This window comes from Streptomyces sp. NPDC031554, from assembly GCF_055580685.1.
Genome location: NZ_JBVIKX010000010.1, coordinates 112,565 through 134,948, shown reverse-complemented (window position 1 = coordinate 134,948; position 22,384 = coordinate 112,565). Strand labels below are relative to the sequence as shown.

At 74.9% G+C, this 22,384-nt stretch carries 16 protein-coding genes and 1 pseudogene; 9 read left to right on the top strand and 8 right to left on the bottom strand.

The window, feature by feature from the left end; all coding sequences use genetic code 11:
• Positions 1–197 precede the first annotated feature (197 nt).
• On the top strand, positions 198–3,206 hold the full coding sequence (locus ACZ5FU_RS24935; protein WP_469046658.1) for a carbohydrate binding domain-containing protein: 3,009 nt from the start codon (positions 198–200) through the stop codon (positions 3,204–3,206).
• Positions 3,207–3,320: 114 nt separating this feature from the next.
• On the opposite strand, the pseudogene ACZ5FU_RS24930 reads toward ACZ5FU_RS24935, so the two are convergent.
• A pseudogene (locus tag ACZ5FU_RS24930) lies at positions 3,321–5,656 on the bottom strand (heavy metal translocating P-type ATPase).
• A gap of 222 nt (positions 5,657–5,878) precedes the next feature.
• Here ACZ5FU_RS24930 and ACZ5FU_RS24925 point away from each other — a divergent pair.
• The 3 genes from ACZ5FU_RS24925 (at position 5,879) to ACZ5FU_RS24915 (ending at position 7,239) form a co-directional block, all read left to right on the top strand.
• Positions 5,879–6,436: a CGNR zinc finger domain-containing protein gene (locus tag ACZ5FU_RS24925; protein WP_451525725.1), complete on the top strand. Its 558-nt coding sequence runs from the start codon at positions 5,879–5,881 to the stop codon at positions 6,434–6,436.
• 72 nt (positions 6,437–6,508) lie between these two features.
• On the top strand, positions 6,509–6,817 hold the full coding sequence (locus ACZ5FU_RS24920) for a hypothetical protein (RefSeq protein ID WP_451525726.1): 309 nt from the start codon (positions 6,509–6,511) through the stop codon (positions 6,815–6,817).
• Positions 6,778–7,239, top strand: a complete 462-nt coding sequence (locus tag ACZ5FU_RS24915) for a hypothetical protein (RefSeq protein WP_451525727.1) — start codon at positions 6,778–6,780, stop codon at positions 7,237–7,239. The genes ACZ5FU_RS24920 and ACZ5FU_RS24915 overlap by 40 nt, the downstream gene beginning before the upstream one ends.
• Positions 7,240–7,348: 109 nt before the next feature.
• On the opposite strand, the gene ACZ5FU_RS24910 is transcribed toward ACZ5FU_RS24915, so the two are convergent.
• A complete protein-coding gene (locus tag ACZ5FU_RS24910; RefSeq protein ID WP_468642059.1) occupies positions 7,349–8,014 on the bottom strand; it encodes a DUF4389 domain-containing protein in 666 nt (221 codons plus the stop codon).
• A gap of 576 nt (positions 8,015–8,590) precedes the next feature.
• On the opposite strand from ACZ5FU_RS24910, the gene ACZ5FU_RS24905 reads away from it, so the two are divergent.
• Positions 8,591–10,225 carry an alpha/beta hydrolase gene (locus tag ACZ5FU_RS24905; RefSeq protein WP_468642061.1) on the top strand — a complete coding sequence of 545 codons (1,635 nt, stop codon included), beginning with the start codon at positions 8,591–8,593 and terminating at the stop codon, positions 10,223–10,225.
• 157 nt (positions 10,226–10,382) lie between these two features.
• Here the strand turns inward: ACZ5FU_RS24905 and ACZ5FU_RS24900 are convergent, their stop codons facing one another.
• On the bottom strand, positions 10,383–10,949 hold the full coding sequence (locus ACZ5FU_RS24900; protein WP_451525730.1) for a GNAT family N-acetyltransferase: 567 nt from the start codon (positions 10,947–10,949) through the stop codon (positions 10,383–10,385).
• A 176-nt stretch (positions 10,950–11,125) separates the two neighbouring features.
• Here ACZ5FU_RS24900 and ACZ5FU_RS24895 point away from each other — a divergent pair, with 176 nt between their 5' ends.
• The gene (locus ACZ5FU_RS24895; RefSeq protein ID WP_451525889.1) at positions 11,126–11,953 is read left to right on the top strand and encodes an endonuclease/exonuclease/phosphatase family protein; all 828 of its coding nucleotides are present in this window, start codon (positions 11,126–11,128) and stop codon (positions 11,951–11,953) included.
• 467 nt (positions 11,954–12,420) lie between these two features.
• On the top strand, positions 12,421–13,023 hold the full coding sequence (locus ACZ5FU_RS24890) for a LuxR C-terminal-related transcriptional regulator (RefSeq protein ID WP_451525731.1): 603 nt from the start codon (positions 12,421–12,423) through the stop codon (positions 13,021–13,023).
• A 40-nt stretch (positions 13,024–13,063) separates the two neighbouring features.
• Here ACZ5FU_RS24890 and ACZ5FU_RS24885 read toward each other — a convergent pair whose 3' ends face one another.
• The 5 genes from ACZ5FU_RS24885 to ACZ5FU_RS24865 form a co-directional block, all read right to left on the bottom strand.
• Positions 13,064–14,971, bottom strand: a complete 1,908-nt coding sequence (locus ACZ5FU_RS24885; protein WP_451525732.1) for an ATP-binding cassette domain-containing protein — start codon at positions 14,969–14,971, stop codon at positions 13,064–13,066.
• A complete protein-coding gene (locus ACZ5FU_RS24880; protein ID WP_451525890.1) occupies positions 14,968–16,821 on the bottom strand; it encodes an ABC transporter ATP-binding protein in 1,854 nt (617 codons plus the stop codon). Before ACZ5FU_RS24880 ends, ACZ5FU_RS24885 begins: the two co-directional genes overlap by 4 nt.
• A 232-nt stretch (positions 16,822–17,053) precedes the next feature.
• Positions 17,054–17,182 carry a mycelium formation morphogenetic lantipeptide SapB gene (gene ramS, locus ACZ5FU_RS24875; protein WP_006130296.1) on the bottom strand — a complete coding sequence of 43 codons (129 nt, stop codon included), beginning with the start codon at positions 17,180–17,182 and terminating at the stop codon, positions 17,054–17,056.
• Complete coding sequence (lanKC, locus tag ACZ5FU_RS24870) at positions 17,179–19,857, bottom strand: class III lanthionine synthetase LanKC (protein ID WP_469046648.1); 2,679 nt, start codon at positions 19,855–19,857, stop codon at positions 17,179–17,181. The genes ramS and lanKC overlap by 4 nt, the downstream gene beginning before the upstream one ends.
• 160 nt (positions 19,858–20,017) lie before the next feature.
• On the bottom strand, positions 20,018–20,560 hold the full coding sequence (locus tag ACZ5FU_RS24865; RefSeq protein ID WP_451525734.1) for a DUF2231 domain-containing protein: 543 nt from the start codon (positions 20,558–20,560) through the stop codon (positions 20,018–20,020).
• Positions 20,561–20,902: 342 nt separating this feature from the next.
• Between ACZ5FU_RS24865 and ACZ5FU_RS24860 the strand changes: the two genes are divergently transcribed.
• Both ACZ5FU_RS24860 and ACZ5FU_RS24855 read left to right on the top strand, forming a co-directional pair.
• Positions 20,903–21,520, top strand: a complete 618-nt coding sequence (locus ACZ5FU_RS24860) for a HEAT repeat domain-containing protein (RefSeq protein WP_468642069.1) — start codon at positions 20,903–20,905, stop codon at positions 21,518–21,520.
• Positions 21,521–21,613: 93 nt separating this feature from the next.
• A complete protein-coding gene (locus ACZ5FU_RS24855; RefSeq protein WP_451525736.1) occupies positions 21,614–22,360 on the top strand; it encodes an adenosylcobinamide amidohydrolase in 747 nt (248 codons plus the stop codon).
• The last annotated feature ends 24 nt before the right edge of the window (positions 22,361–22,384 follow it).

Sequence of the window (22,384 nt, the reverse complement as noted above, 5' to 3'; positions counted from 1 at the left end):
ACTTGCAGCAAGATTCCGGCTGTCTTTTCATTCGGGTCGATCCCCGGGCGCCGGACCTCGCGGCACGTCACATCGGCGACGGCCGGCACCGGTGCCCCCGCACCCGCGCCACCCCGGTGCCCCCGCACCCGCCCCACCGGCCCCACCGCCGCCGAACTCCACGGCCTCGCCGCCGTGGCCCCCGCCTGGAGACCCGTATGCCCCTTGTGAAACGCATCCCGCGCAGGCTGCTCAGACCGTTTGCGGCAGCCACGGCCCCGGCAGCCGTCCTCGGCCTGCTCACGGCGCTTCCCGCCGACGTCGACCTCGCCCCGCGGCCGACGGCCGCCTCGGCGAGCACCGCGACCGTCTTCTACTACACGAAGACCAGGAACTGGGCGGCGTACCACCTGCACTACGCGCCGGACGGCGGTTCCTGGACCGGCGTCCCCGGCGTGCGGATGGAGGCCGCCTGCACCGACTGGGTCAAGAAGACCGTCGACCTCGGCACCGCCGGGGGCCTCCGGGCCACGTTCACCGACGGATCCGGCACCTGGGACAACAACGTCGGCAAGAACTACGCCCTGGGCACGGGTGACATCACCGTCAAGGACGGCGTCGTCGCCCACTCCGACCCGTGCGCGGGAGCCGGCGGCCCGGACCCGACGCCCACCCCGACACCGGGAGAGGGCGCCAAGGCCCTGGTCTACTTCTCCACCGAGGCCCTGGGCTGGACGACCGCCAACATCCACTACCGGCCCGCGGGCGGTTCCTGGACGACCGTGCCCGGCGTCGGGATGCAGCCCGCGTGCACGGGCTGGTGGAAGCACGAGGTCGACCTCGGGACGGCCGCCTCGCTGAAGGCCGCGTTCAACAACGGCAACGGCGTCTGGGACAACAACCGCGGCGCCGACTACACGATCGGCACCGGCCTGTCCACGGTCGAGAACAACACCGTCACCGGCGACGCGGCCGACCCCTGCGCCGCCGAGGTGCCCGACACCGAGGCGCCGAGCGTCCCGACGAAGGTCACCGCCAAGGCCGACGGCGTGTCCGTCGTCCTGACCTGGGAGCCGTCCACCGACGACAGGGCGGTCACCCGGTACCAGGTGACGCGCACCGGCGGCACCAAGGGCACGCTCGTCACCGACGTGGGCTCCACCGTCCTCTCCGACGCGAACCTGGAGGAGCGGACCACGTACACCTACACGGTCAAGGCCGCGGACGCGGCGGGGAACGTCTCCGCCGCCTCCGCCGCGGCGAGTGCCACCACGGGCGAGAAGCCCCCGGCCGCCACCCCCGGCAAGCCGCTCGGCACCGATCCGCGCAAGGACCCGATCTACTTCGTCCTGACCGCCCGCTTCAACGACGGCGACAGCTCCAACAACCGCGGGGGCAGCCAGCACGTGAAGTCCGGCAACGCCGCCAACGACGACCCGATGTTCCGCGGCGACTTCAAGGGCCTCATCCAGAAGCTCGACTACATCAAGGGCCTCGGCTTCTCGGCCGTCTGGGTCACCCCCGTCGTCCTCAACCGCTCGGACTACGACTACCACGGCTACCACGGCTACGACTTCTACCGGGTCGACCCGCGTCTGGAGTCCGCCGGCGCCTCCTACCAGGACCTGATCAACACCGCCCACGCCAAGGGCATGAAGATCTACCAGGACGTCGTCTACAACCACTCCTCCCGCTGGGGCGCCAAGGGCCTGTTCACCCCGAAGACGTACGGCGTCCGCGACGGCCAGTGGAGCTGGTTCTACGACGAGCCGAACTCCTCCTTCGAGTACGACGGCCTCACCGTGGAGCCGAAGTCCGGGAAGTCCTACTACAACGGCGACCTGTGGTCGACGGCCGAGCCGGCCGGCAACACCTGCCTCGACTGGGGCAAGCCCACCGGCGGCAAGAGCGCCGAGGGCTACACCCTCTACAACTGCCAGTGGCCCTCACCGACCTCCGGCATGTTCCCCAAGGCGCTCTACCACCAGTGCTGGATCGGCAACTGGGAAGGTGAGGACTCCCGTTCCTGCTGGCTCCACGAGGACCTCGCCGATCTCGACACCGAGAACGCGACCGTCCAGAACTACCTGATCGGCGCGTACGACAAGTACATCGACATGGGCGTCGACGGCTTCCGCGTCGACACGGCCGTACACATCCCGCGCACCACCTGGAACCGCCGCTTCCTGCCCGCCATACAGGAGCGCGTCACCCGGCAGCACGGCGCCGGGGCCGCGAAGAACTTCTTCGTCTTCGGCGAGGTCGCCGCCTTCGTCAACGACAAGTGGAACCGCGGCTCGGTCAACCACTCCGCGCAGTTCTACACCTGGAAGGAACGCGAGGAGTACGACGCCGACGACGCCGAGGCCGCGCTGGAGATGTACGACCACGAACAGCGGATCGGCCCGGCCGGCCAGCCCACCAGCACCAACGCCTTCCTCCAGGGCAACAGTTACCACACCCCCGACCACAGCAGGTTCTCCGGCATGAACGTCATCGACATGCGCATGCACATGAACTTCGGGGACGCGCAGAACGCCTTCGGCAACGGCAAGGACTCCGACGACAGCTACAACGACGCCACGTACAACGTCGTCTACGTCGACAGCCACGACTACGGCCCCAACAAGTCCGGTGAGCGCTACGCGGGCGGCACCGACGCCTGGGCCGAGAACATGTCGCTGATGTGGACCTTCCGCGGCATCCCCACCCTCTACTACGGCTCCGAGATCGAGTTCCAGAAGGGCAGGAAGATCGACTGCGGGCCCACCTGCCCGCTGGCGACCACCGGCCGCGCCTACTACGGCGACCACCTGCGGGGCGACGTCAGCGCGTCGGAGTTCGGCAAGGTCGACTCCGCCACCGGTGAGGTCGCGAGCACCCTCGCCCAGCCGCTCGTCGGGCACGTCCAGCGGCTCAACCAGATCCGCCGCGCGATCCCCGCGCTGCAGACGGGCCAGTACTCCACCGAGGGCATCAGCGGTGGGATGGCCTTCAAGCGCCGCTACACCGACGGCGCCACGGACAGCTTCGCGCTGGTCACCGTCACCGGCGGCGCCACCTACACCGGCATCCCCGACGGCACCTACCGGGACGCCGTGACCGGCGACACCCAGGTCGTCACCGGCGGAAAGCTCACCGTCGGCGCCCCCGGCAAGGGCAACCTGCGCGTCTACGTCCTCAACGGCCCCGGAAAGATCGGCACGGCGGGCGCCTATCTGAAGTGACCCGCCGCCCGAGGCGACCCACCGCCTGAAGCGACCCGCCGCCGCGCGGGTGACGAGCGGGTGCACCCGGCCGGTCCTGACGGCCGGGTGCACCCTTCCGCGCGGGGCGCGCCCTCACGGGGCCAGCGAGAAGTAGTTCTCCTCCTCCTGCGTGAAGTGCAGGCGCAGGACGGTGTTCAGCCCGTACAGGCTGGAGCGCAGGTCGTCCAGCTGCCCGGGGGTGAGGCCGCCGTCGGCGTGCGCCAGGCGCAGATGGGTGGCGATGCGGCGGGAGAGGCGTTCGATCTCGGCGTGGGCGCGGCTCATGGTGGCGGTGGCCTCGGGGCCGCCGAGGGTGGGGGCCAGGGCGGGGTAGAGCTGGTGTTCCTCGGCGTACTCGTGGGGCAGCAGCCGTTCGACGAGCAGCCGGTGGGTCTCCTCGACGGTGGCCAGGGCCTTGGGGCCGGGGCCGTCGGAGAGCTGGTCGGCGGCGTCGCGCACGGCCTCGAGGACGTCCTGGAGGTCGTCGTGCTCCGCCGCGAAGCGGTGGACGAGCGCCTCGGCGGCCGGTGTCAGGGCGGGGCGCGCGGACGGCCCGACGCGCAGGGCCCGCAGGGCGTTGAGGATCACCGCGACGTCGATGCCCTCCTGGAGCAGCGCGCCCGCGGCGGGCGGCAGGAAGCCGAACGCGGCCACCGCCATGGCGGCGAGCGACATCAGCATGCCGCCCAGCGCGCTCTGCACGGCGATGCGCCGGGCGCGTACGGCGATGGAGACGGCGTCGGCCAGACGGTCGACGCGGTCGGAGGTCAGGACGATGTCGGCCGCCTCGGAGGAGGCGGTGGAGCCGCGGGCCCCCATGGCCACGCCGATGTCGGCCGCGGCCAGGGCGGGCGCGTCGTTGACGCCGTCGCCGACCATCACGGTGACCGCGCGGTCGCGTTCGGCGCGCACGACGGCGACCTTGCCGGCCGGGCTGAGCCCGGCACGCACGTCGTCGAGGCCGAGGACGGCGGCGACCTCCTGGGCGGGTTCGGCGCGGTCGCCGGTGAGCATCAGCAGCCGTTCGATGCCCGCCGCGCGCAGGTGGCGCAGGGTGCGGGGCGCGTCGGGCCGGACCGGGTCGCGCAGGAGGACGGCGCCGGCCGGCCGTCGACGGTCAGCCAGGCGACGGCCGCGCCGTCGAGGAGGGCACGGTTGTCGACGGCGCGGGCCCACGCGGGCTCCAGGTCCGCGGCGTCGAGACGGCCGATGGAGACCCGGTGGCCCTCGACCGTGCCCGAGGCGCCGCGTCCGGGCTCCTCGCCGACGTCCGCCGGGACCGACAGTTCCAGCTTGCGTTCCCGGGCCGTGTCGACGATGGCGTGGGCCAGGACGTGCGGCGAGTACTGGTCGAGGGACGCGGCCAGGCGGAGCACCTCCGCGGGCCTGCGGCCGGGCGCGGCGATCACGTCCAGGACACGGGGGCGGCCGCCGGTGAGGGTGCCGGTCTTGTCCAGCATCAGGGTGCGGGCGCGGCCGAGGTTCTCCAGGGCGCCGCCGTCGCGGACGACCACGCCGAGGCGGGAGGCGCGGGAGAGACCGGAGACGATCGCGACCGGCGCGGCCAGCAGCAGCGGGCACGGGGTGGCGACCACCAGCACCGCGACCGCCCGTACGGCGGATCCGCTGATCAGCCAGGCGAGTCCCGCCACCACCAGGGACAGCGGGAGGAACCAGGCCGCGTAACGGTCGGCGAGCCGCACCACGGGCGCGGACTCCGCGCCGGCCTGCCGGGCCAGGCGCACGATGCCCGCGTAGGTGCTGTCCTGCTCGGTCGCGGTCGCCCGCAGCTCGAAGGCGCCGCCCGCGTTGACCACACCGCTGCGGACCGCCTCGCCCCGCGGCCGTTCGACCTGGAGGGGCTCACCGGTGAGCACCGACTCGTCGAGGACGGCGGCGGCGCTCTCCACCCTGCCGTCCACGGGGACCACCTCGCCGGGACCCACGACGAGCAGGTCGCCGGCACCGACCTCGGCCAGCGGCACCGTGTCGACCCCGGCGTCCGTCCGACGGCGCGCCGATCGCGGCGCGTGCTCCAGCAGGGCCCGCAGGTCGTGCGAGGCGCGCCGCCGGGCGGCCGCCTCCAGGGTGCGGCCGGTCGCGAGCATCAGCGCGATCAGGGCCCCGGCCAGGTACTCGCCCACGGCCAGGGTGCCGCCCAGGGCCAGCACCGCGATCAGGTCGACGCCGGCGCGCCCGTGCCGCAGCGCGGTCACCACCCACCCCACCGCGGGCACCACGGCGGACACCGTGCCCACGGCCCAGAACAGGTCGGCGAGACCGGCGGCGCCGGCGAGCCGGGCGATGCCGCCGGCCGTCAGCGCCGCCGCCGTGACGGCCAGGAGCCCCGCCTCCCACCGGGGGGAGAGGACGGTGTCCGTCAGGCGGCGCGGCCGCCCGGCGGGGGTGGGAGTGGGGGAGTCGTCCATGGCACACCTCGTCCGGCTGTCGCGACCGCCGCCTCCGGTTCTGTCCCTTCCATCACACCGCGCCGCCCGGCGTTCCTCCAAGGGCCGTACGGCCCTGCCTCCCCGGGGCCGTACGGCGCGGCCGGGTCGCCCCTTCCGCTCCCGCCGCGCCCGTGCCGGGAGCGTGCCTCGGGAAGGGGGCCGGTCCTTGCGCCTCCATGCGTCACCCTCCAGAATGGTGACATGATGCATGCTTTCCCCGGAGGTGCCCCCGCGCTCGACTTCGCGGGAACGCTGCGCTATCGGCACCGCTCCGAGCCCCGTGAAGACCTGTCCTCGCCCGAAAGCCTCGGCGTGTGGTTCCGCGAGAGCGGGATCGCGGAGCACGAGATCCCTTGCGAGGCCACGGATCTGCGGACGGCCCTGACGCTCCGCGAGGCCGTCCACCGGCTGATCCTGGCGAAGATGGCCGGTGCCGCCTACGGCCACGACGCGCTGGCGCTGGTGAACGCGTACGCCCGCCGGCCCACCCCCGTCCCCCGCCTCGACGCGACGGGGCGTCACGTCGAGGCCTCCCTCGAGCAGGCCCTCGCCGCCGTCGCCCGGGACGCCGTCGCGGTGCTCGGCGGGCCGGACGCCGCGCTGCTCAAGGAGTGCGGCAACCCCGAGTGCTCGCAGGTCTACCTCGACCGGTCCCGGGGCGCGCGGCGGGAATGGTGCGCCATGGACCCGTGCGGCAACAGGATCAAGGCCGCGGCCTATCGTGCCCGCAAGCGGACGAACACGCGGCGGACGGCCTGAGGCCCCCGCCGGGGCCGCCCCGACGGACGCGGTCCCCGTGCCGGCGCGTGAGGACTGCCGCAGACCGCCGGCATGCCCGAGGACGAGACACCACGCACCCCCGCGGACCTGCTGCTGCGGGTGATCGACAACCTGGCGCGGTTCCACCGGGAGCACGAGGAGTACCACGCCCAGGCGCCGCTGCGGCAGGCCGGAGAGCTCCAGGCGCGCTCCCGGGCCCTGAAGTCGCCGGCCGACCGGTGGAGCGAGGCCGAGGCCGGTGAGCGGACGTCGGCGATCGGATGCGCCGGCGCCGAGGACCTGAACGCCCCGAATCTCGTGGCGGAGTCGGGATCCTCTTCATGGAAGGGGAGGGCGAGCCCGCTGAACTGCGCAGGCTGAGGAGGGAGGTCGGCACGGTCGCCGACGACACCGAACAGAGCGGCGCCTGGCCGGCCCGGGCGATGGAGCAGGCGTGGGAGATCGCGGGATACCTGGCCGCCCACCCGGCGCCGGCCGACCTGCTGGGGGAGCGGCACCGGATCATCGCCGACGACTGGCAGTCGGCGGGCCTGCGGACCCTGGTCGCGCGGCTGCTGCGCCGCGCCCTCGACCTGCTGGCCCGGGTCGACCTCTCCCCGGCGGCGCTCAGGGCCGACCTGGCAGGGGAGCGCGACGCTCCCCGCCACCTCTACGCGGCTTCCGAACTGCTCGACCGGGCGGCCGGCCTGATGGCGGAATCGGCGGTGCTCGTGCACGGCAACGAGCGGCGCCGGCGCGTGTTCCGCGCCCGGGTCCGCGAACTGCGATCCGGGCAGGGATGACCCGCGGCACGGATGACCCGCGGCACGGAGCGGCCGTGACGCGGGAGGTGCGGGAGGTGTTGGAGGGCGGGCGGCGCCGGAGGACGGCGCCCGCCCCTCGGCGCGGCGGTCAGACCCGCTCCCCGGCGGCAGGCGTCTCCGGGCCGCCCATGTCCAGGCGGAACGGCGGATAGACGTCCGTCATCAGCGCGGCATAGGCGCAGACGCGCAGGACCCACCGGTTGAGGCCGATGATCAGGTCGAACAGGTCCTTCGGATACTTCTCGGTGAAGGCCAGGATCACGACCGCGACGAGCGTGAGCACGCCGATCAGCCCGCTGGACCACCAGTCGAGGTGTGCGCCGCCGACGAGGAAACCGACGACCAGGTAGTGCGGGATCGCCAGCAGCCACCACTTCACCAGCACCAGGCCGCGGGAGAGCCGTTCGGGGTAGGCGATGTCCAGCCGGGCCGGGTAGTCCGGTTCCTCGCCCAGGCTGAACGGGGGGTACCGGTCGGTGCCCAGCGCGTCGTACGCGTAGAAGGCCACCCGCCAGCTCCAGCGCAGGACGCCCAGGTTGAAGTCGAACAGGGCGCGGGGATAGCGCTCGGTGAACAGGACGGCGAAGAACGCGATCACGGTCACCACGAAGAAGGCGATCCACAGGAAGAAGAGCACCACGTAGTGGGGCACGGCGAGGATCCACTTCACGAGCCACATCCATCGCGACAACGGCGCGTCGACCCGCGCGTCCACCCGGACCGGGCGGTCCGGGAATCCGGCCAGGTGTGTCATGGCGATCAGCTCCTTCGCTCCGGTGGATCGCCGGATTGGGCACATGACAAGCCTGGCCGCTTCCCCGTGACGCCGCGAGGGCAGTCCGGCCCCGCCCGGGGCCCGTCGGCCCCGCGTCCGCCGCCCGCGACACCCCGCGTCCGCCGTCCCCCCACGCGTACCCGTCGCCGTCCGGGCCGGCACGGCCGGCTCCCGGTGGTCCCGGGCCGCGGCCCCCCTCGGCGGTCCGACGGCCGACCGCCGCCGGTCGCGGCGGTGGACGCCCTCGGCACCGCGCGCCGGCGACCCCGCCCTCGCCCACGGGGGCCCCGGGACGGCCACCGGACCCGGCCCCGTGCCGGCCGGCCGCTCCGCCGGACCCGGCTCCCCTCCGGCACCCCGTGACGCCTCCGGCGGGAGGCGCCCCGGACGGCCCCGGACGGCCCGTCCGGCGGCCGGACCTTTCCCCGGTCCCGATCGGGAGAAGACCCGGCGCGGACGGCACCGTTCCGGCTCTTTCCCCCTCTGTCCAGTCGGCCGGATCCGCCCTGCCCGGCGAGCACCCGGCCGTACACCGACCCAGGGGGGAAGAGGACCATGACCACACCACACCGCACACCGGGACGCCTGCGACGGCTCACCGCCGCCGCGGCCGCGCTGACGGCGCTCGCGGCCGCCGTGACGGGAACGGCGGCCCAGGCGGCGGCCTCGCCGAAGACACCCGGGAGGCCGCCCGTGCCGTCCCTGACCTGGACCGACTGCCAGGGCGGCTTCGAGTGCGCGAACGCCGACGTCCCGCTCGACTACCGGGACCCGCACGGCAGGACCGTCACCCTCGCGGTGATCCGCAAGCCGGCCGCCGACCCGGCGAACCGCAAGGGCACGCTCTTCCTGCAGCCCGGGGGACCCGGCAACTCCGGCGTGGACTTCGTGCGCAACAACCACGCGGACCTGCCGGCCGCACTCCGCGACTCGTTCGACGTCTTCGGCTACGACGTCCGCGGCGTCGGCCGCAGTTCACCGCTGACCTGCTTCGACGACGCGCGCTACACGCGGGCCGTCACGGAGGCGAAGGGCGTGCCCGGCCCGGACGCCTACGGGCCGGCGCTGCGTCAGGCGGCCGAGTTCGACCAGGCCTGCGTGGACAACGCGGGCGAACTGCTGCCCCACATCGGCACCGCCTACGTCGCCCGCGACATCGACCTGCTGCGCGAGGCGCTCGGGGAAGAGCGACTCACCTACTACGGCCGGTCGTTCGGGTCCTACATCGGAACCGTCTACGCCGCCCTGTTCCCGAAGCGGGTACGGGCCCTGGCCCTCGACGGCGCGTACGACCCGGTGCACTACGCCGACCGCCCGTACCTCTCCGACCGGTCGCAGTACCTGGCGCTGGACGGCGCGATGAGCCGCTTCCTGGACTGGTGCGCCGCCGACCGGGCCACCTGCGGGTTCGGCGACGGCGACCCGCGCGCCGCGTTCGAGAAGCTGAAGGCCGACCTGGACGCCGACCCGGTCCCGACCGCGAACGGCGGCCTGGCGAACGGCTACACGCTGGTCTACCGGCTGATGTTCAACATCAACGAGGGCAAGGTCATCTGGCCCGCGTTCGGCGAGGCACTGCGTAAGGCCCAGCTGCGCGACAACACGTCCTTCCTGCTGCGGCCGCCGTCCCCGGCCAGCTTCGACTTCCTGGGCCCGAACGTGGCCGTCGAGTGCGTCGACCGCGACTACCCGCACGACCCGCGCCTGCTGGAGCGGAACGTCACGGCCTACGCGAAGGCGGCGCCCCTGCTCGGCCCGGCGATGGCGTACGGCCCTCCCACGTACGACCACCAGCACGCCACCGCCTGCGCCCAGTGGCCCGGCGAGCACGTCAGCCGCTACGACGGCTCCTACCGGGCGAAGGGCTCGGCGCCGATCCTCGTCCTCGGCACCACGGGCGACCCGGACACCCCCTACCAGGACGCGGTGGCGCTGTCGCGGCGGCTGGACAACGCCTCGCTGCTCACCTTCGAGGCCGAGGGGCACACCGCGTTCGGCCGCAGCGCCTGCGCGACGGACGCGGTCGTCGGCTACCTGGTGGACCTGAAGGTCCCTGCCCCGGGCGCCACCTGCGCGGACGAGACGCAGCCGCCGTCCTCCACGCCGAAGGCGGCCCCGCCCGGCACGACGCTCGGTGAACTCCGCGACGGCGTCGACGAGCGCGTCGAACGCATCGGTACCGCCGGCTGACGGTCCCCGGCCCCCGCCGCCGGCCCCCGTACCGCAACCGGACAGGGGCCGGGGGCGGCCGTACCGGCGGCCCCCGGCACCGTCAACTGCCCCGCGCGGGCGCGGCGGACCTCCGGCACCCGCTCATCGGCGTCGTGCCCCTGAGCGGTGCCGCCCGTCAGTCACGGAAGCCCCCGTCGTCGCCGGCCCCGGTCAGCAGGCGCCACCTCACCCGGACGCCCGTCTCGCCGGGGGCCTCCGGCCCGTCCGGCACCCGCACCCGCTCGACCTCGGTGAAGCCCAGACGGCGGGCGATCGCGCCGCTCGCGGGGTTGGCCTCGTCGTGGTGGATCTCGATGCGGTCGATGCCCGGCAGCTGCCGTCCCGCCCTGACGAGGGCGGCCGCGGCCATGGTGGCCAGCCCCTGCCCCGTCCAGGCGTGGTGGAGCCAGTACCCGATGTCCAGACCGCCGGGGCCGATCCGGCGGTGCAGTCCGCAGCTGCCGACCACCGCTCCGCCCGAGGTGATCGCGTAGTTGTACGCCTGCCCCGAGGCCCACTGCTCCTCGGACCAGGCCAGGAAGCCTTCTCCCTGTCTCCGGTCGTGGGTGGCCGCGAAAGGCATCCACGGCAGCAGGTGATCACGCGACTCGGTGATCGCCCGATCCAGGCTCTCGATGTCGTCGACACGCCATCGGCGCAGTTCGACCCGGTCCAGGCGAAGCACATCGGCAGGCTGTTCCATGACGGGAATGCTGCCCCGGCCCCCACCGGATCGACAACGTGATCACGGACACCGCATCCGCGACCCCGCACGGCCTCCGCCCCCGGGCCGCCGTCCCCGTCCCGTAATCTCGGTGCGGGGGCCGTCTTCTGCCGCGCGTGCCCCGCAGCGAGGAGGCGAGGGTGTTCGGAAGGCGCATGCCGTTGCTCGCGGGCGTCGCGATCCTGGCCCTGGTCTGCGTGGCACTCGTCGGCCGCGGTGCACCGGACGACGACCTCTCCGGCAGGGCACTGCCCGCCGACGCCGCCCGGGACGTCGTACCGAACCGGGTCATGACGTGGAACCTCTGCAACCCCTGCGACACGGACAACGCCGACCGGGCGCTGCAGATCGCCACGTACGCGCCCCAGGTCGTCGCGGTGCAGGAGGCGTGCGCCCGTGACGTCGAGAGGATCCGCGACCGTCTGGAGAACCGCTACGGGCTGGTCTACCACGTCGAGTACGGGACGGTCCTGCGCAACTGGGGCCGCTGCGGCGGCATGCCCTGGAGTCCCGGAGCCTACGGCCAGGCACTGCTCTCGGCGGCCCCGATGACCGACCGCGTCGTCGCGGAGTACCCCGACGGCGGATCCGAGGACCGCGGGTACATGGCCGTCACCACCACGGTCGGCGGCCGGTCCGTCCGGGTCTTCAACACCCACTTCGCCGAACGGCGCCAGGAAACGGTCCGGGCGGAGCAGGCCGCGGTGCTCGCCGAGGAGGTCGCCCGCCACGACCGCGCGATCGTCCTCGGCGACTTCAACGCGGTGCCGGACGCTCCCGAACTCGCCCCGATGTGGGCACTGGCCGCGGACGCGGACCCGCGGTGCCGTCCCGCGTCCACCGGAAGCTGCGCGCCGACCACCGACTGGCACAGCAAGTTCGACTACGTCTTCCTGCGCGGCATCACCCCGCTCGCCCACCGCGTACGACCCACCCCGTACTCGGACCACCACGTCTTCCAGGCCGACCTGGGCCCGGTCTGAGACCGGGCGGCTCCTCCACGGCCGCCGCGGCCGCGCGCGGCGGGGGAGCGGTCCGGCGCCGCCGTGGATTTCGCGTCAGATTGGCGGAGGACCGTTTCCGGCCGGTCGCCGTGAGGTTCCGTACCGCTCTCCGTTATCTCCCGTCCGGCGGGGTACGACCGGCCCGCGGGACGGTCCGCCGCCGTGGCCAGGGAGCCGAGGACGGCGACGGGCACGCGCCGGTGCGTCGTCCGGACCTCCCGGCGCCGGTCCCCGTCCGTGGCCGGAGAACGTCTCCGCCGTTTTCACCGGCGCGTGCAGCGGTTTCGCGCGCCCCTCCGCGCGCCGGAAGCGGCGAATTGCATCCGATACCCCGTCCTGGTGCTGCTGTGCGGTGTTCTCCCGGAACGAAACAGGGCACATGGCCCTGGTGCGCGAGCAGCACGGCCGTTCGTCCGACGAAACAGCAGCTGACAGGGGTGGGGGAGATGGTCCGTATCCGCGTGGTGCACGACGAGGAATTACTGCGCTCGGCATTGGTGGAACTGCTGAGATCCGACGACACGCTGGAGGTCTCGGCCATGTCCCCCCACGCCGACGCCGACGCCGGGGACGACGGGACGCTGCCGACGGACGTGTGCGTCGTGGACGGCGAGTGCCTGCAGGGGCCGGGGGAGGGGCACGACGCGCCGTTCCGGGCGCGGTGCGGGGAGCCTCTCGTCGTCCTGACGACACCCAGACGGCCGGGCGTCCTGCGCAGGGCGTTCGACGCCGGCGCACTCGGTCTGGTCGACAAGAACGCCCCGGCCGAGCGGCTGATCACGGCGGTGCACACCGTGGCCAAGGGGGAGCGCTTCCTCGACGCGGCCCTCACCGTGGCCCTGCTCGAAGGCGCGGTCATGCCCCTGACCGCCCGTGAGCTGAGCGTGCTCTCCCTGGCGGCGGAGGGGGCGCCGATGGCCGAGATAGCGGCCCGTCTGCATCTGTCCCGGGGGACCGTCCGCAACTACATGGCGACGGCGATCCGCAAGGTCGGCGCCCGCAACCGGGTCGACGCGATACGCATAGTCCAGGACGCCGGCTGGACCTGAGGAACCGCGCGGCGCCGCGCCCTCCCCCGGCGTCCCGCGTTCAGCCCTCCCGGTGGGGACCGCCGTTCCAGTGGCCCGTCAGGTCGCGGTAGAGAGCCGAACGGGCCAGCACCTCCTCGTGGCTGCCGCACACCGTCTCCGCGCCGTCCAGCACCAGCACCCGGTCGGCGCGGACGGCCGACGACAGGCGGTGCGCCACCACCAGCAGCGTCCCCGGCCGCCGGGCGAGGGCCTCCTCGGCCCGGGCCTCGGACGCGGGGTCCAGATGGCAGGTCGCCTCGTCGAGCAGCAGCAGCGGCGCGGGCGACAGGTACGCGCGCGCCAGCGCGACCGACTGCCGTTCGGCAGGGGAGAGTTCACCGGGCAGCACGGCGCCGTCGAGCCCGCCCAGACGGTCGACCAGCTGCCCCAGACCGAGGGCCCGGACGGCCGCGTCGAGTTCGGTCCGGCGCGCGTCCGGACGCAGATAGGCGAGGTTGTCGGCCACGGTGCCGGAGAAGACGTACGCCTCCTGGGGCACCAGCGTGCGCAAGGGGGCGAGTTCGGGGGCGGCGCGCCCGGTCACCGGGTGTCCGGCGACCCGCACCTCCCCGTCGCCGGGCGCGAGCGTCCCGGCGACCAGGCGGGTGAGCGTCGACTTGCCGATGCCGCTCGGTCCGACGACGGCGAGGTGCTCACCCGGTGCGACGCGCAGGTCCAGCGAGTCGAGCACCGGCTCGGCGCGGACGCCGTAGGACAGGGTCACGGACCGCAGTTCCACCGCGGGGGTCCGCGAGCGCGCGTGACGGCGGTGACCGCCGGGGGCCGCGGCGGCGGCACCGGCGGCGGCCGGGGGCGGCTGTGCCGGGCGGGCCGGCCCGGGCTCTCCCGCCGGGGCCGGGCCGGGCCCCGGGAGCCCGGCCCGGCCCCCGGGAAGGACGCCGGGCGGCGGACGGTCCGCGGCAACCGGCGACGGCACGGGACCGGTGATCCGGTCCAGGACGACCAGCAGCCGGGAACCCGCCGCGCCGAGCGCGGTCATCAGGGTGTGCAGGGCGGGCAGCAGCGACTGGACGAGGTAGGTGAACGCGCCCAGCAGCGCGCCCGCCGTCACCCCCCGACCGCGCAGCCACGGCACCGCCAGCAGCAGGGCCAGGACGGGCAGATGACCCGCGACGCCGAGTGCCGCCGTGCGCACCGCCGCCCAGCCGGCCAGGACACGGGACGCGGCGGCGGCCTCCGCGACCAGGTCCGCGCCGCGCCGTGCCGCCTCGGGGCCGGTCCCGCAGGCCGTCAGGTCGCGCAGCGCCGTCCGGGCGCGGGCCGCCCGGTCGCCCAGCGCCTCGTCGGCCGCCAGGGCGCGCCGCTGGGCCGCCGCCATGGGCCGCAGCGTGGCCAGGAACAGGGCCAGGCCGCCGGCCAGCGGCGGCAGGACCACCACGAGCAGGGCCGGGTGCAGGGACAGCAGTCCGAGCAGCGCTCCGGCTGCGGTGAAGAGGAACGAGCGCAGGGTGAGGACCAGACCGGCGAAGCTGTCCCGGGCGATCTCGACCTGGTTCGTCAGCCGGGAGACGGCCGCCCGGTCCGTCCCGCCGGGCGTCGACCGGGCCCGGTCCATGGCCCGGTCGACGGCACGCCGGACCAGACCGTCGCGCAGCGGCTCCGTGAGCCCGGCCAGCTGGGCGAAGACGCCCCGCACCACCGGGGCGGCGAACAGCACGGCGACGAGGGCGACCGCGAGCCACAGCAGACCCCTGCGGGTGTCTCCGGCGAGGAAACCCCGGTCGACGGAGTGGGCGACGCAGTAGCCCACCAGGAAGGCCTGCCCCGCCTCCGCCAGTGACCAGAGCGCGAGCCGCACGAGGACCCCTGTGCGGCGGGCGAGGAAGCGACGGGCCGGCGGCGCGATCCGGCGCAGGGCCCCCGCCCCGTCGTCCGCGTGGGGCGCGAGGTCGCCGGAACCGCTCACGGCCGGGCCTCCTCGGGTTCGGGCAGCCGCGCGGCCCTCGTCACGGACCCCGGGGCGGACCCCGCTCCGGGCGCCGGGGCCGCACCGCCGCCGGTGCCGTCGCCACCGCCCTGACCGCCGCCGGCGTCGCCGGCGCGGTCCGTGCCGCCGATGCCGAAGACCGCCCGGTAGTCGGCCTCGCGCCACAGGTCGCGGTGCGGGGCGACCGCCCGCACCTCCCCGTCCTCCAGCCAGATCACCAGGTCCGCCCGCCCGGCGACCGACGGGCGGTGCGCGACGACCAGCCGGGTCCCGGGCCGCGGCGACCGGCGCAGCGCCCGGTCCACCTCGTGCTCCGTGGCAGTGTCCAGGCTGGACGTCGCGTCGTCCATGATCAGCAGTCGTCCGGCGTGCGCGAACGCCCTTGCCAGACCGAGCCGTTGGTGCTCACCGCCCGACAACGGCGCGGCGGACAGCGGGGTGTCGTAACCGTGGGGCAGCCGGCGTGCGAAGCCGTCGGCGCCGGCGTCCCGGGCGGCCTGCCGCACCTGCTCGCGGGAGACGGGGCGCGGCCCGGCGGCGACCGCTTCGGCGACCGTCCCCTCTCCCAGCACCGGACGCTCGAAGGCGTAGGAGACCTCGGTGCGCAGCGCCTCGCGGCTCAGCAGGTCGAGGCGGACGCCGTCCAGCAGCACCTGTCCCTCGTCGGGGTCCATCAGCCGCCCCGCCACGGCCGCCAGTACGGACTTCCCCGCCCCGCCGCGGCCGACCACCGCGGCGGTGGTGCCGCCCGGGATCCGCACGCCGTCCGCGCGCAGCACCTGTCTGCCGTCGCGCACCACGCGCACACCGCGCAGTTCGAGGGCGCCCCGGCCGTCCGGCGGCAGGACGCCCGTCCCGTGGACCAGTGGGGGCAGCCGTTCCAGTTCCAGGGTCCGCTCCCGCGCCCGGCGGCCCCGTACGACCGCGCCCAGCAGGGACGCGGCACCGCCGATGCCCGCCGTCAGCTGCGCGTACCGGGAGGCGGCGAGCAGGCCGCCCACGCTCAGGGCGCCCGACGCGAGGCGCAGGCCCCCGACGGCCGTGGCGGCCAGGACCAGCAGCGGCACCAGGACGCCGCTCCTGCCCAGCGCCCGTCCGTGCAGCGCCCACATGTGCCGGCCCAGGGCCGCGAGTTCCCCCAACGGCGCGAGCACCCGCGCGCGTTCACGGGCGCCGGTGCCAGCGGCGGCGATCGTCGCCGTGCCCTCCAGCGCCTCCAGCAGCCGGGAGGCGATCTGTGACTGGGCGCGCTGGTAGGCGGCCACCGACGCACCGGTGTCACGGGCGAACGCCCGCAGCACCAGCGCCAGGGCGGGCAGCCCGGCCAGTACGCACGCCGCCACCCAGACGTCGACGACGACCAGCGCGGCGAGCGCGCCCACCGGGGTGACCAGCGAGGCCAGCAGCGCCGCGCGGGCCGCCGGGGCACCGCCGGCGTCGGCGGCGTTGAGGGTCAGACGGGTGCCGACGTCCCCCGGGGCCAGGCTCCGCGCGCGGTCCGGTACGGCGCCCAGCAGCCCGGCGAAGGCGCGCGAACGGATGTGGGCCGTCCAGCCGGCGGTGCAGCGGCCGGTGAACAGCGAGGTGAGGCTGTCCAGCAGCACCTCGCCGACGAGCAGCGCGGCGCTGAGCGCCGGCCAGTACCCCGCGTCACCGTCGCGCAGCAGGAGATCGAGGGTGCGGCCGAGCACGAAGGGCTGGGCCACCGCCGCCACCGCCGCGCCGACGGAGGAGAGCAGCACCAGCAGCGCGGGCGTACGCCCCGGTCCGCCGCCGCTTCCGTCACCCGTCGGGGGCACCCGCCGTGCTCGTGGCCCGGTCGTCTCCACCACCGCGCGAACCCCTTCCCCTGCGCCCCTTGCCGGTCCTTTCCCCGCCGGTCCGTTCCCCACCGGTCTGTCGCGTGCCGGTCTGTCGCGTGCCGGGACGCCGGTCGCGCACGCGGCGGGGCGCGTGGCACCGGTGTCCGTACGCGCGGACACCGGTGCCCCGGGCGAGAGCCCGGGGCACCGGTGCCGAGCGGCGTCGCTCACCGCGTCGCCGCGGCGGCCGACTCGGGCGTCAGTTACAGGTCGTGACGCTCAGGCTGCTGTCGCCGCAGAGCAGCAGGCTCGCGCGGCTGCCGGTCTCGACGTCCCCCATGGCCTCTTCCTTCGGGGTCTCCATCGACTGCAGGTCGAACAGGTTCATGAAATCTTCCCTTCGTGTGGCAACGGGTTCTGCTCTTTCATCACGACCTCGGGTGAGGCCGAGTCAGTGGCCGCCGGCCGGGGGGACGGCGGCGGGAGGAACGGCAGGGCGGCGGGCGTGTCGCCGTGGACGGAGGCGACGGCCAGCAGGCATCCGGCGGTTCCGGTGGACAGGTCCATGGACAGGCGCATCATCTGCTCGCCGGGAAAGGCGAGATGACCGCGGTAGGACATGGCGTGCCAGGTCAGCGCGTCGAGCTGGCGGCGCAGGGCCTCGGGCCCGGTGCCGGGAGCCGCGCCGGCGGCGGTGCCGGCGGTCGCGGCGGCGGTGCGGCCGAGGTACAGCACCATCCCGGCCACGCCCCGGTAGAGGCCCGGCTGGGCGTAGAACATCGCCTGGGCCGCGGCCACGATCTCGTTCCTCGCCCGGGCGAACTCCTCGTCGTCCCGGTGCGCCAGGTAGTCGTCGAGCACCATGCCGATGCCCACACTGCCCGCGCCGAGGTACGGCATGGTGCGCCACCCCTCGTCGACCTGCAGCGCACCGCCCGCGCCCCGCACGCAACGCGCCAGGTCCCGGCGCAGCGCGTCGCGCGCGAGGTCGAGCAGCGCGCAGTCGCCGGTGCGTTCGTACAGCCGCAGGAAGAGCAGCGCAGCGCCCGTCGCACCGTGCAGCAGGCCCGCGCGCGGCCGGGCGGGGTTCCCGCTCCCGGCCGGCGCGCCGCGAACGGCCAGGTCGGCGCAGCGCAGGGCCGCCGCGTGCGGTGCGGCCTCGCCGGTGGCGGCGGCCAGCGAGTCCAGGGCGAGGCCCAGTCCGGCGGTGCCGCTGTGCAGGTCCGGGGCCAGATGGTCGAAGGGCTGGTCGAGGAGCAGCTCGGTGAGGTCGAGGGCGCGGTCGCGATGGCCGAGACGCTCCAGCGTCCAGGCGATCCCGGCGAGCCCGTCGTGGAAACCGAGCGGCATGCCCGACGGCGGTTGCTTGGTCCGCTCCAGCAGCCACTGCTCCCCGTCCTCGCTGCGGGGCGCGCCGCTCTCGGCGAGGGCGTACAGCACGCCCGCCGCGCCGTGGCCGAAGGCCAGCCCGCCGCCCGCCGTGGCGAACTGCGCGATGTCGCCGGGGAAGAGCCGGTCCGTGCGGGACGGCGTCGCGGACGCGTGGATCGCCGCGGCCATGGACTCCCGGCTGCGCGGCCAGTCGCCCGGCCGGACCGGCACGAACGGCCCGGCCGCGGGCCGCACCGAGGGCGCGCCGGCGGCGTCGGCGGTGATCTCCTCGACCGCCGCGTCCAGGAAGGTGCGGTCCACCGGGAACTGCTCCGCGACCACGTCGGCGAGATGTGCCGCCTTGCGCCGGTCCAGCGCGAGCAGACTGGTGAGCGGCAGGAACAGCGCCAGCCGCAGACACGCCAGCGCGTACCGGTCCACGGCCGTGCCCCGCCGGTCGGAGGGTGCCACGAACGCCGGGTTGGCGACGGTCTGCCGACCGGGTTCGCCCACCTGGTGCGCCGCCTCGAAGTCCAGCAGGGCGACGCTGCCGTCCTCCCGGAGCATGATGTTGAACAGGTGCAGGTCGTTGAAGACCACGCCCCGGGCGTGGACGTCCTCGACGGCCCGCTCCACCCGGGCGTGGACGTCGAGCGCCCAGGCGGTGTACTCGGCCAGCCGCTCCGCGCCGGGGTCGGCCTCGATGAGCGGGTGCCGGCGGGCGAAGAACGTGTTGAGCGGCTTGCCGTCGATGTGTTCCAGCACGAGGAAGTGGTGTTCCCCGACGGTGAGGTGGTCGAGCACCTCGGGCGTGCACTCCAGGCCCGACAGGCTTTCCAGCGCCCGGCGTTCGCGGTGCAGTCGGGTCACGGCGTCGGCGCCGTCGGCCGCCAGTCCGGCGTGCGGACGGGCCTCCTTCAGGACGACCCGTTCACCGCTGCGGGTGTCACGCGCCAGGTAGACGCCGCCGCCGTTGGAGAAGTGCAGCGCCGACTCGATGGTGTAGGGCAGGTCGGCGACGGTCACCGCGGAACGGGCGTCCAGGTGCGGGCGCAGGAAGGCGGGCGGACTCACCCACTCCGGCACCCGGAAGACGGGACCGCGCAGGTCGGGCACCAGCTCCCCGTCGGGACCGGTCACCGCCGGCCGCAGCTCGCCGTTCGCGTCGTAGCAGTTGCGCCGGGTGAAGCCGCCGTAGCGGACGTGCACGGGACCGTCGCCGAGCCGCAGGTCGCTCAGGATGTGCGGCCCGGCCTCGCCGGCCAGCAGGGCCGACAGCTCGCCCGCGAGCTGTTCGAACCGTGCCTCGTCGGCCGGGTACACGGTGATGAACTTCCCGCTGCCGGCCCGGTCCGCGTACTTGGCGTTGCGCTGGTGCAGCAGGTAGCGGCTGGGGACGAACTTGAAGGCCGTGCCGCCGGCCACGCAGTGCCGCCACACGCGGTCCAGCACGGACTCGGCGTTGTCGAGGCAGGCGGAGACGTGGATCTTCCAGCCCTGGTCGGGCAGGTCCGCGTCCACCGGGCGCAGCGCCAGCCAGTCCCCGCTCTCGTTGCGCTGCCATCCCGCGGGGACGGGCGCCGAGGCCGCGGCGTACCGGGAGCGTCCGGAGCCGGTACGGGGGGCCGTGCGGTACGGAGCGTCGTAGAAGTACGGATCCGCGTCGCAGTACACGGCGTAGCCCTTGTTCACGCCTTCTCCCTCCCACCGATCGCTGACGGGCAAGACGCTGTCATGTCGCGTGGGAGCCCGCACAGTTGCCGCTGTCATCAATCCGACGTGCGGAACGCACGGGTAACTTCGACGGCGTGGAGGGGAGGACGTGCCGGCGGCGTGGTGCCGGTGCCGGGTGTCAGTCGTCGTCGCCGTCGCCCGTGGCGGTCCGGGAGAAGCCGTTCTGCCAGGCGGCCTTCGCCCCCGAGTCGCCGATCCGGTACACGTCCACCACGGCGCCCGCGGCGACCCCGACGGACAGCACCACCGCCACCGCGCGGACCACCAGCGCGGACCGCGCGGAGGCGGAGCGGATCCGCCCCCCGCCGGGAGCGGCCTGCGCCGCGGCCGGGCCGCGGTTCGTCCACCAGACCGCCGTCGCCAGCAGGAACAGGCCCGCGGCCCAGGGGAGGAGACCGTCACCGAGTTCGGCGTGCCGGCGCACCAGGGGGTTGCCGTCGACGTGCTCCTCCAGCCACTCGCCGGCCTCCGTGGCGACGGGCACGCTCGCCAGCGTCACCAGGGCCAGCACCGGCAGCGCGATCCCCATGCGCCGGGCGGCACCCGGCCATGCCGCACCTGCCACGACGGCCAGTGCGCTCAGGGGGACCAGCACGATGACGAAGTGCACGACCAGGACGTGCGCCGGCAGGCCGTTCACGAGGGACAGGCTCAGGCTCATCGGGTGTTCCTCCGGAAGGCGACGACGAGGGGCCGGCGCGGGCACGGCTGCGCGTACCGGCCGACGGGGCGCGTCAGCCTCGCACAGGAATCTCTCAACTTCCTCTGAGGACCAGGCCCGTCCGGAACCGGCGAACCCGCGTCCCGGCATCCGCACGGTGATCGCGGAACCGCGCGGCACGCCGTGATCACCCCGGTCGTCGCCTCCGTGCCCGCCGGCGCCGGCCCCGGCGTGCTCGGCGGCGACCCCGCCCCGCCACCGCGGCCGTCCGCCCCGCGCCGGCCCTCTGCCGGCGGGAGGAGTTACGGTGCTGCCGGGCCGCGACGACCGGAGGGGGCCGACATGCCACTGACGCGGGACGAAGCCGTGGCGCGGTTGGCTCACGGGCGCTCGCCCGGGCGGCGCTCCGCCGCCCGGCGCCTGCGCCGGCTCGCCGATCCCGCCGCGGGGCCGTCGCTGCTGGAGGCCCTGCGACGTGAGGCCGACGACCCCCGCACCTGGGAGACGCAGTACGAGATGGTCATGGCCCTCGGTGCGTGCGGCCACCGCCCCGCACTCGGTTTCCTGCGCGAACTCGCCCGGCGCCCGTACGAGGCCACCATGGTGTACGTCGCCCTCGGCGACGCCGTCGTCCGGCTGAGCACCCCCGAGGACACCGCCGGCGCCCTGCGGTGGTGCCTGGACAGCGGTACCCCGCTGCTCGCCGACGGCGCCCTGCGCGCCGTCGCCGCGCAGCGTCTGTGCCCGGACCCGGCCACGGTCGACCACGTCCTCGACTTCCTCGCCCCCCTGGACCCCCACGACGGACTCCGGTTCTGGGCCGCGGCCGCCGCGGTGGAGTGGCCAGGCCCCCGGGTCGGGGAGTTCCTCCGCGCGTGCGCGGCCGGACCCCGGGCCGACGTGGCCGAGGCGGCTGCCGCGTCCCTGCGGGGCGAGCACCCGGCCCGTTCCCCGGCGTAGGGGGCGCTACCGCGGAGCGTCGCACCGGCCGTCGTCACGACCGGGCCGGTTCGTAGCATGTGCGGGTCGTGTCCGTTCGTGTGAGGAGCCCCTGTGCAGCGCGCCGTCCTGCCGCCGACCCCGACCGCGCGGCGGCTGACCGTGGAGCGGTTCGGCCGCCTCGAGGACGGTGCGCGACTGTCGGCGCTGGTGTGGCGGGCGGGCCCGGGATGGCGGATGGTCAGCAGCGCCGTCCTCGGCGGGGGAGTGGGAGAACGGCTCTGGGTCCTCAACGCCCAGGTCCCTCACGGTTACCGGCGCCTGGACCCGGCCGAGCACCTGAGGGAGGTCGCCGCCGCTGCCGGTCTGACCGGTGAGGGCGTGGGCCTGATGACGGCGGCCGACGTCACGGACCACGCCCGCGCCGACGACGGCGGCGTCGAGGCCGTCGTCACCGCCGGCATCGAGGTGCGCGGGTGGGCCGCCGCACCGGCCGGCCCACCCGGTGCGAACGAGCCCTTCGAGCCCGGCACGATCAATGTCGTCGTGAGCGTTCCCGTGGCCCTGAGCGACGCCGCGCTGGTCAACGCCGTCGCCACCGCGACCGAGGCCAAGGTGCAGGCCCTGGTGGAGGCCGGTCACGACTGTTCCGGCACGCCGACCGACGCCGTCTGCGTCGCCGCCCGGCTCCCGGGGCCGGGCGAGGAGGCGCACGCCTTCGCGGGACCGCGGTCGCTGTGGGGCGCACGCCTCGCACGGGCCGTGCACCGTGCCGTCCTCGCCGCGCTGCCCCGGCCCGTCGCCGCGCCCGCCGGAACCCGCGACCCGCGACCCGTGACGGCGCCGTCGCACGCGCCGTGACCGGAGGAGACGCGTCCGACGGAC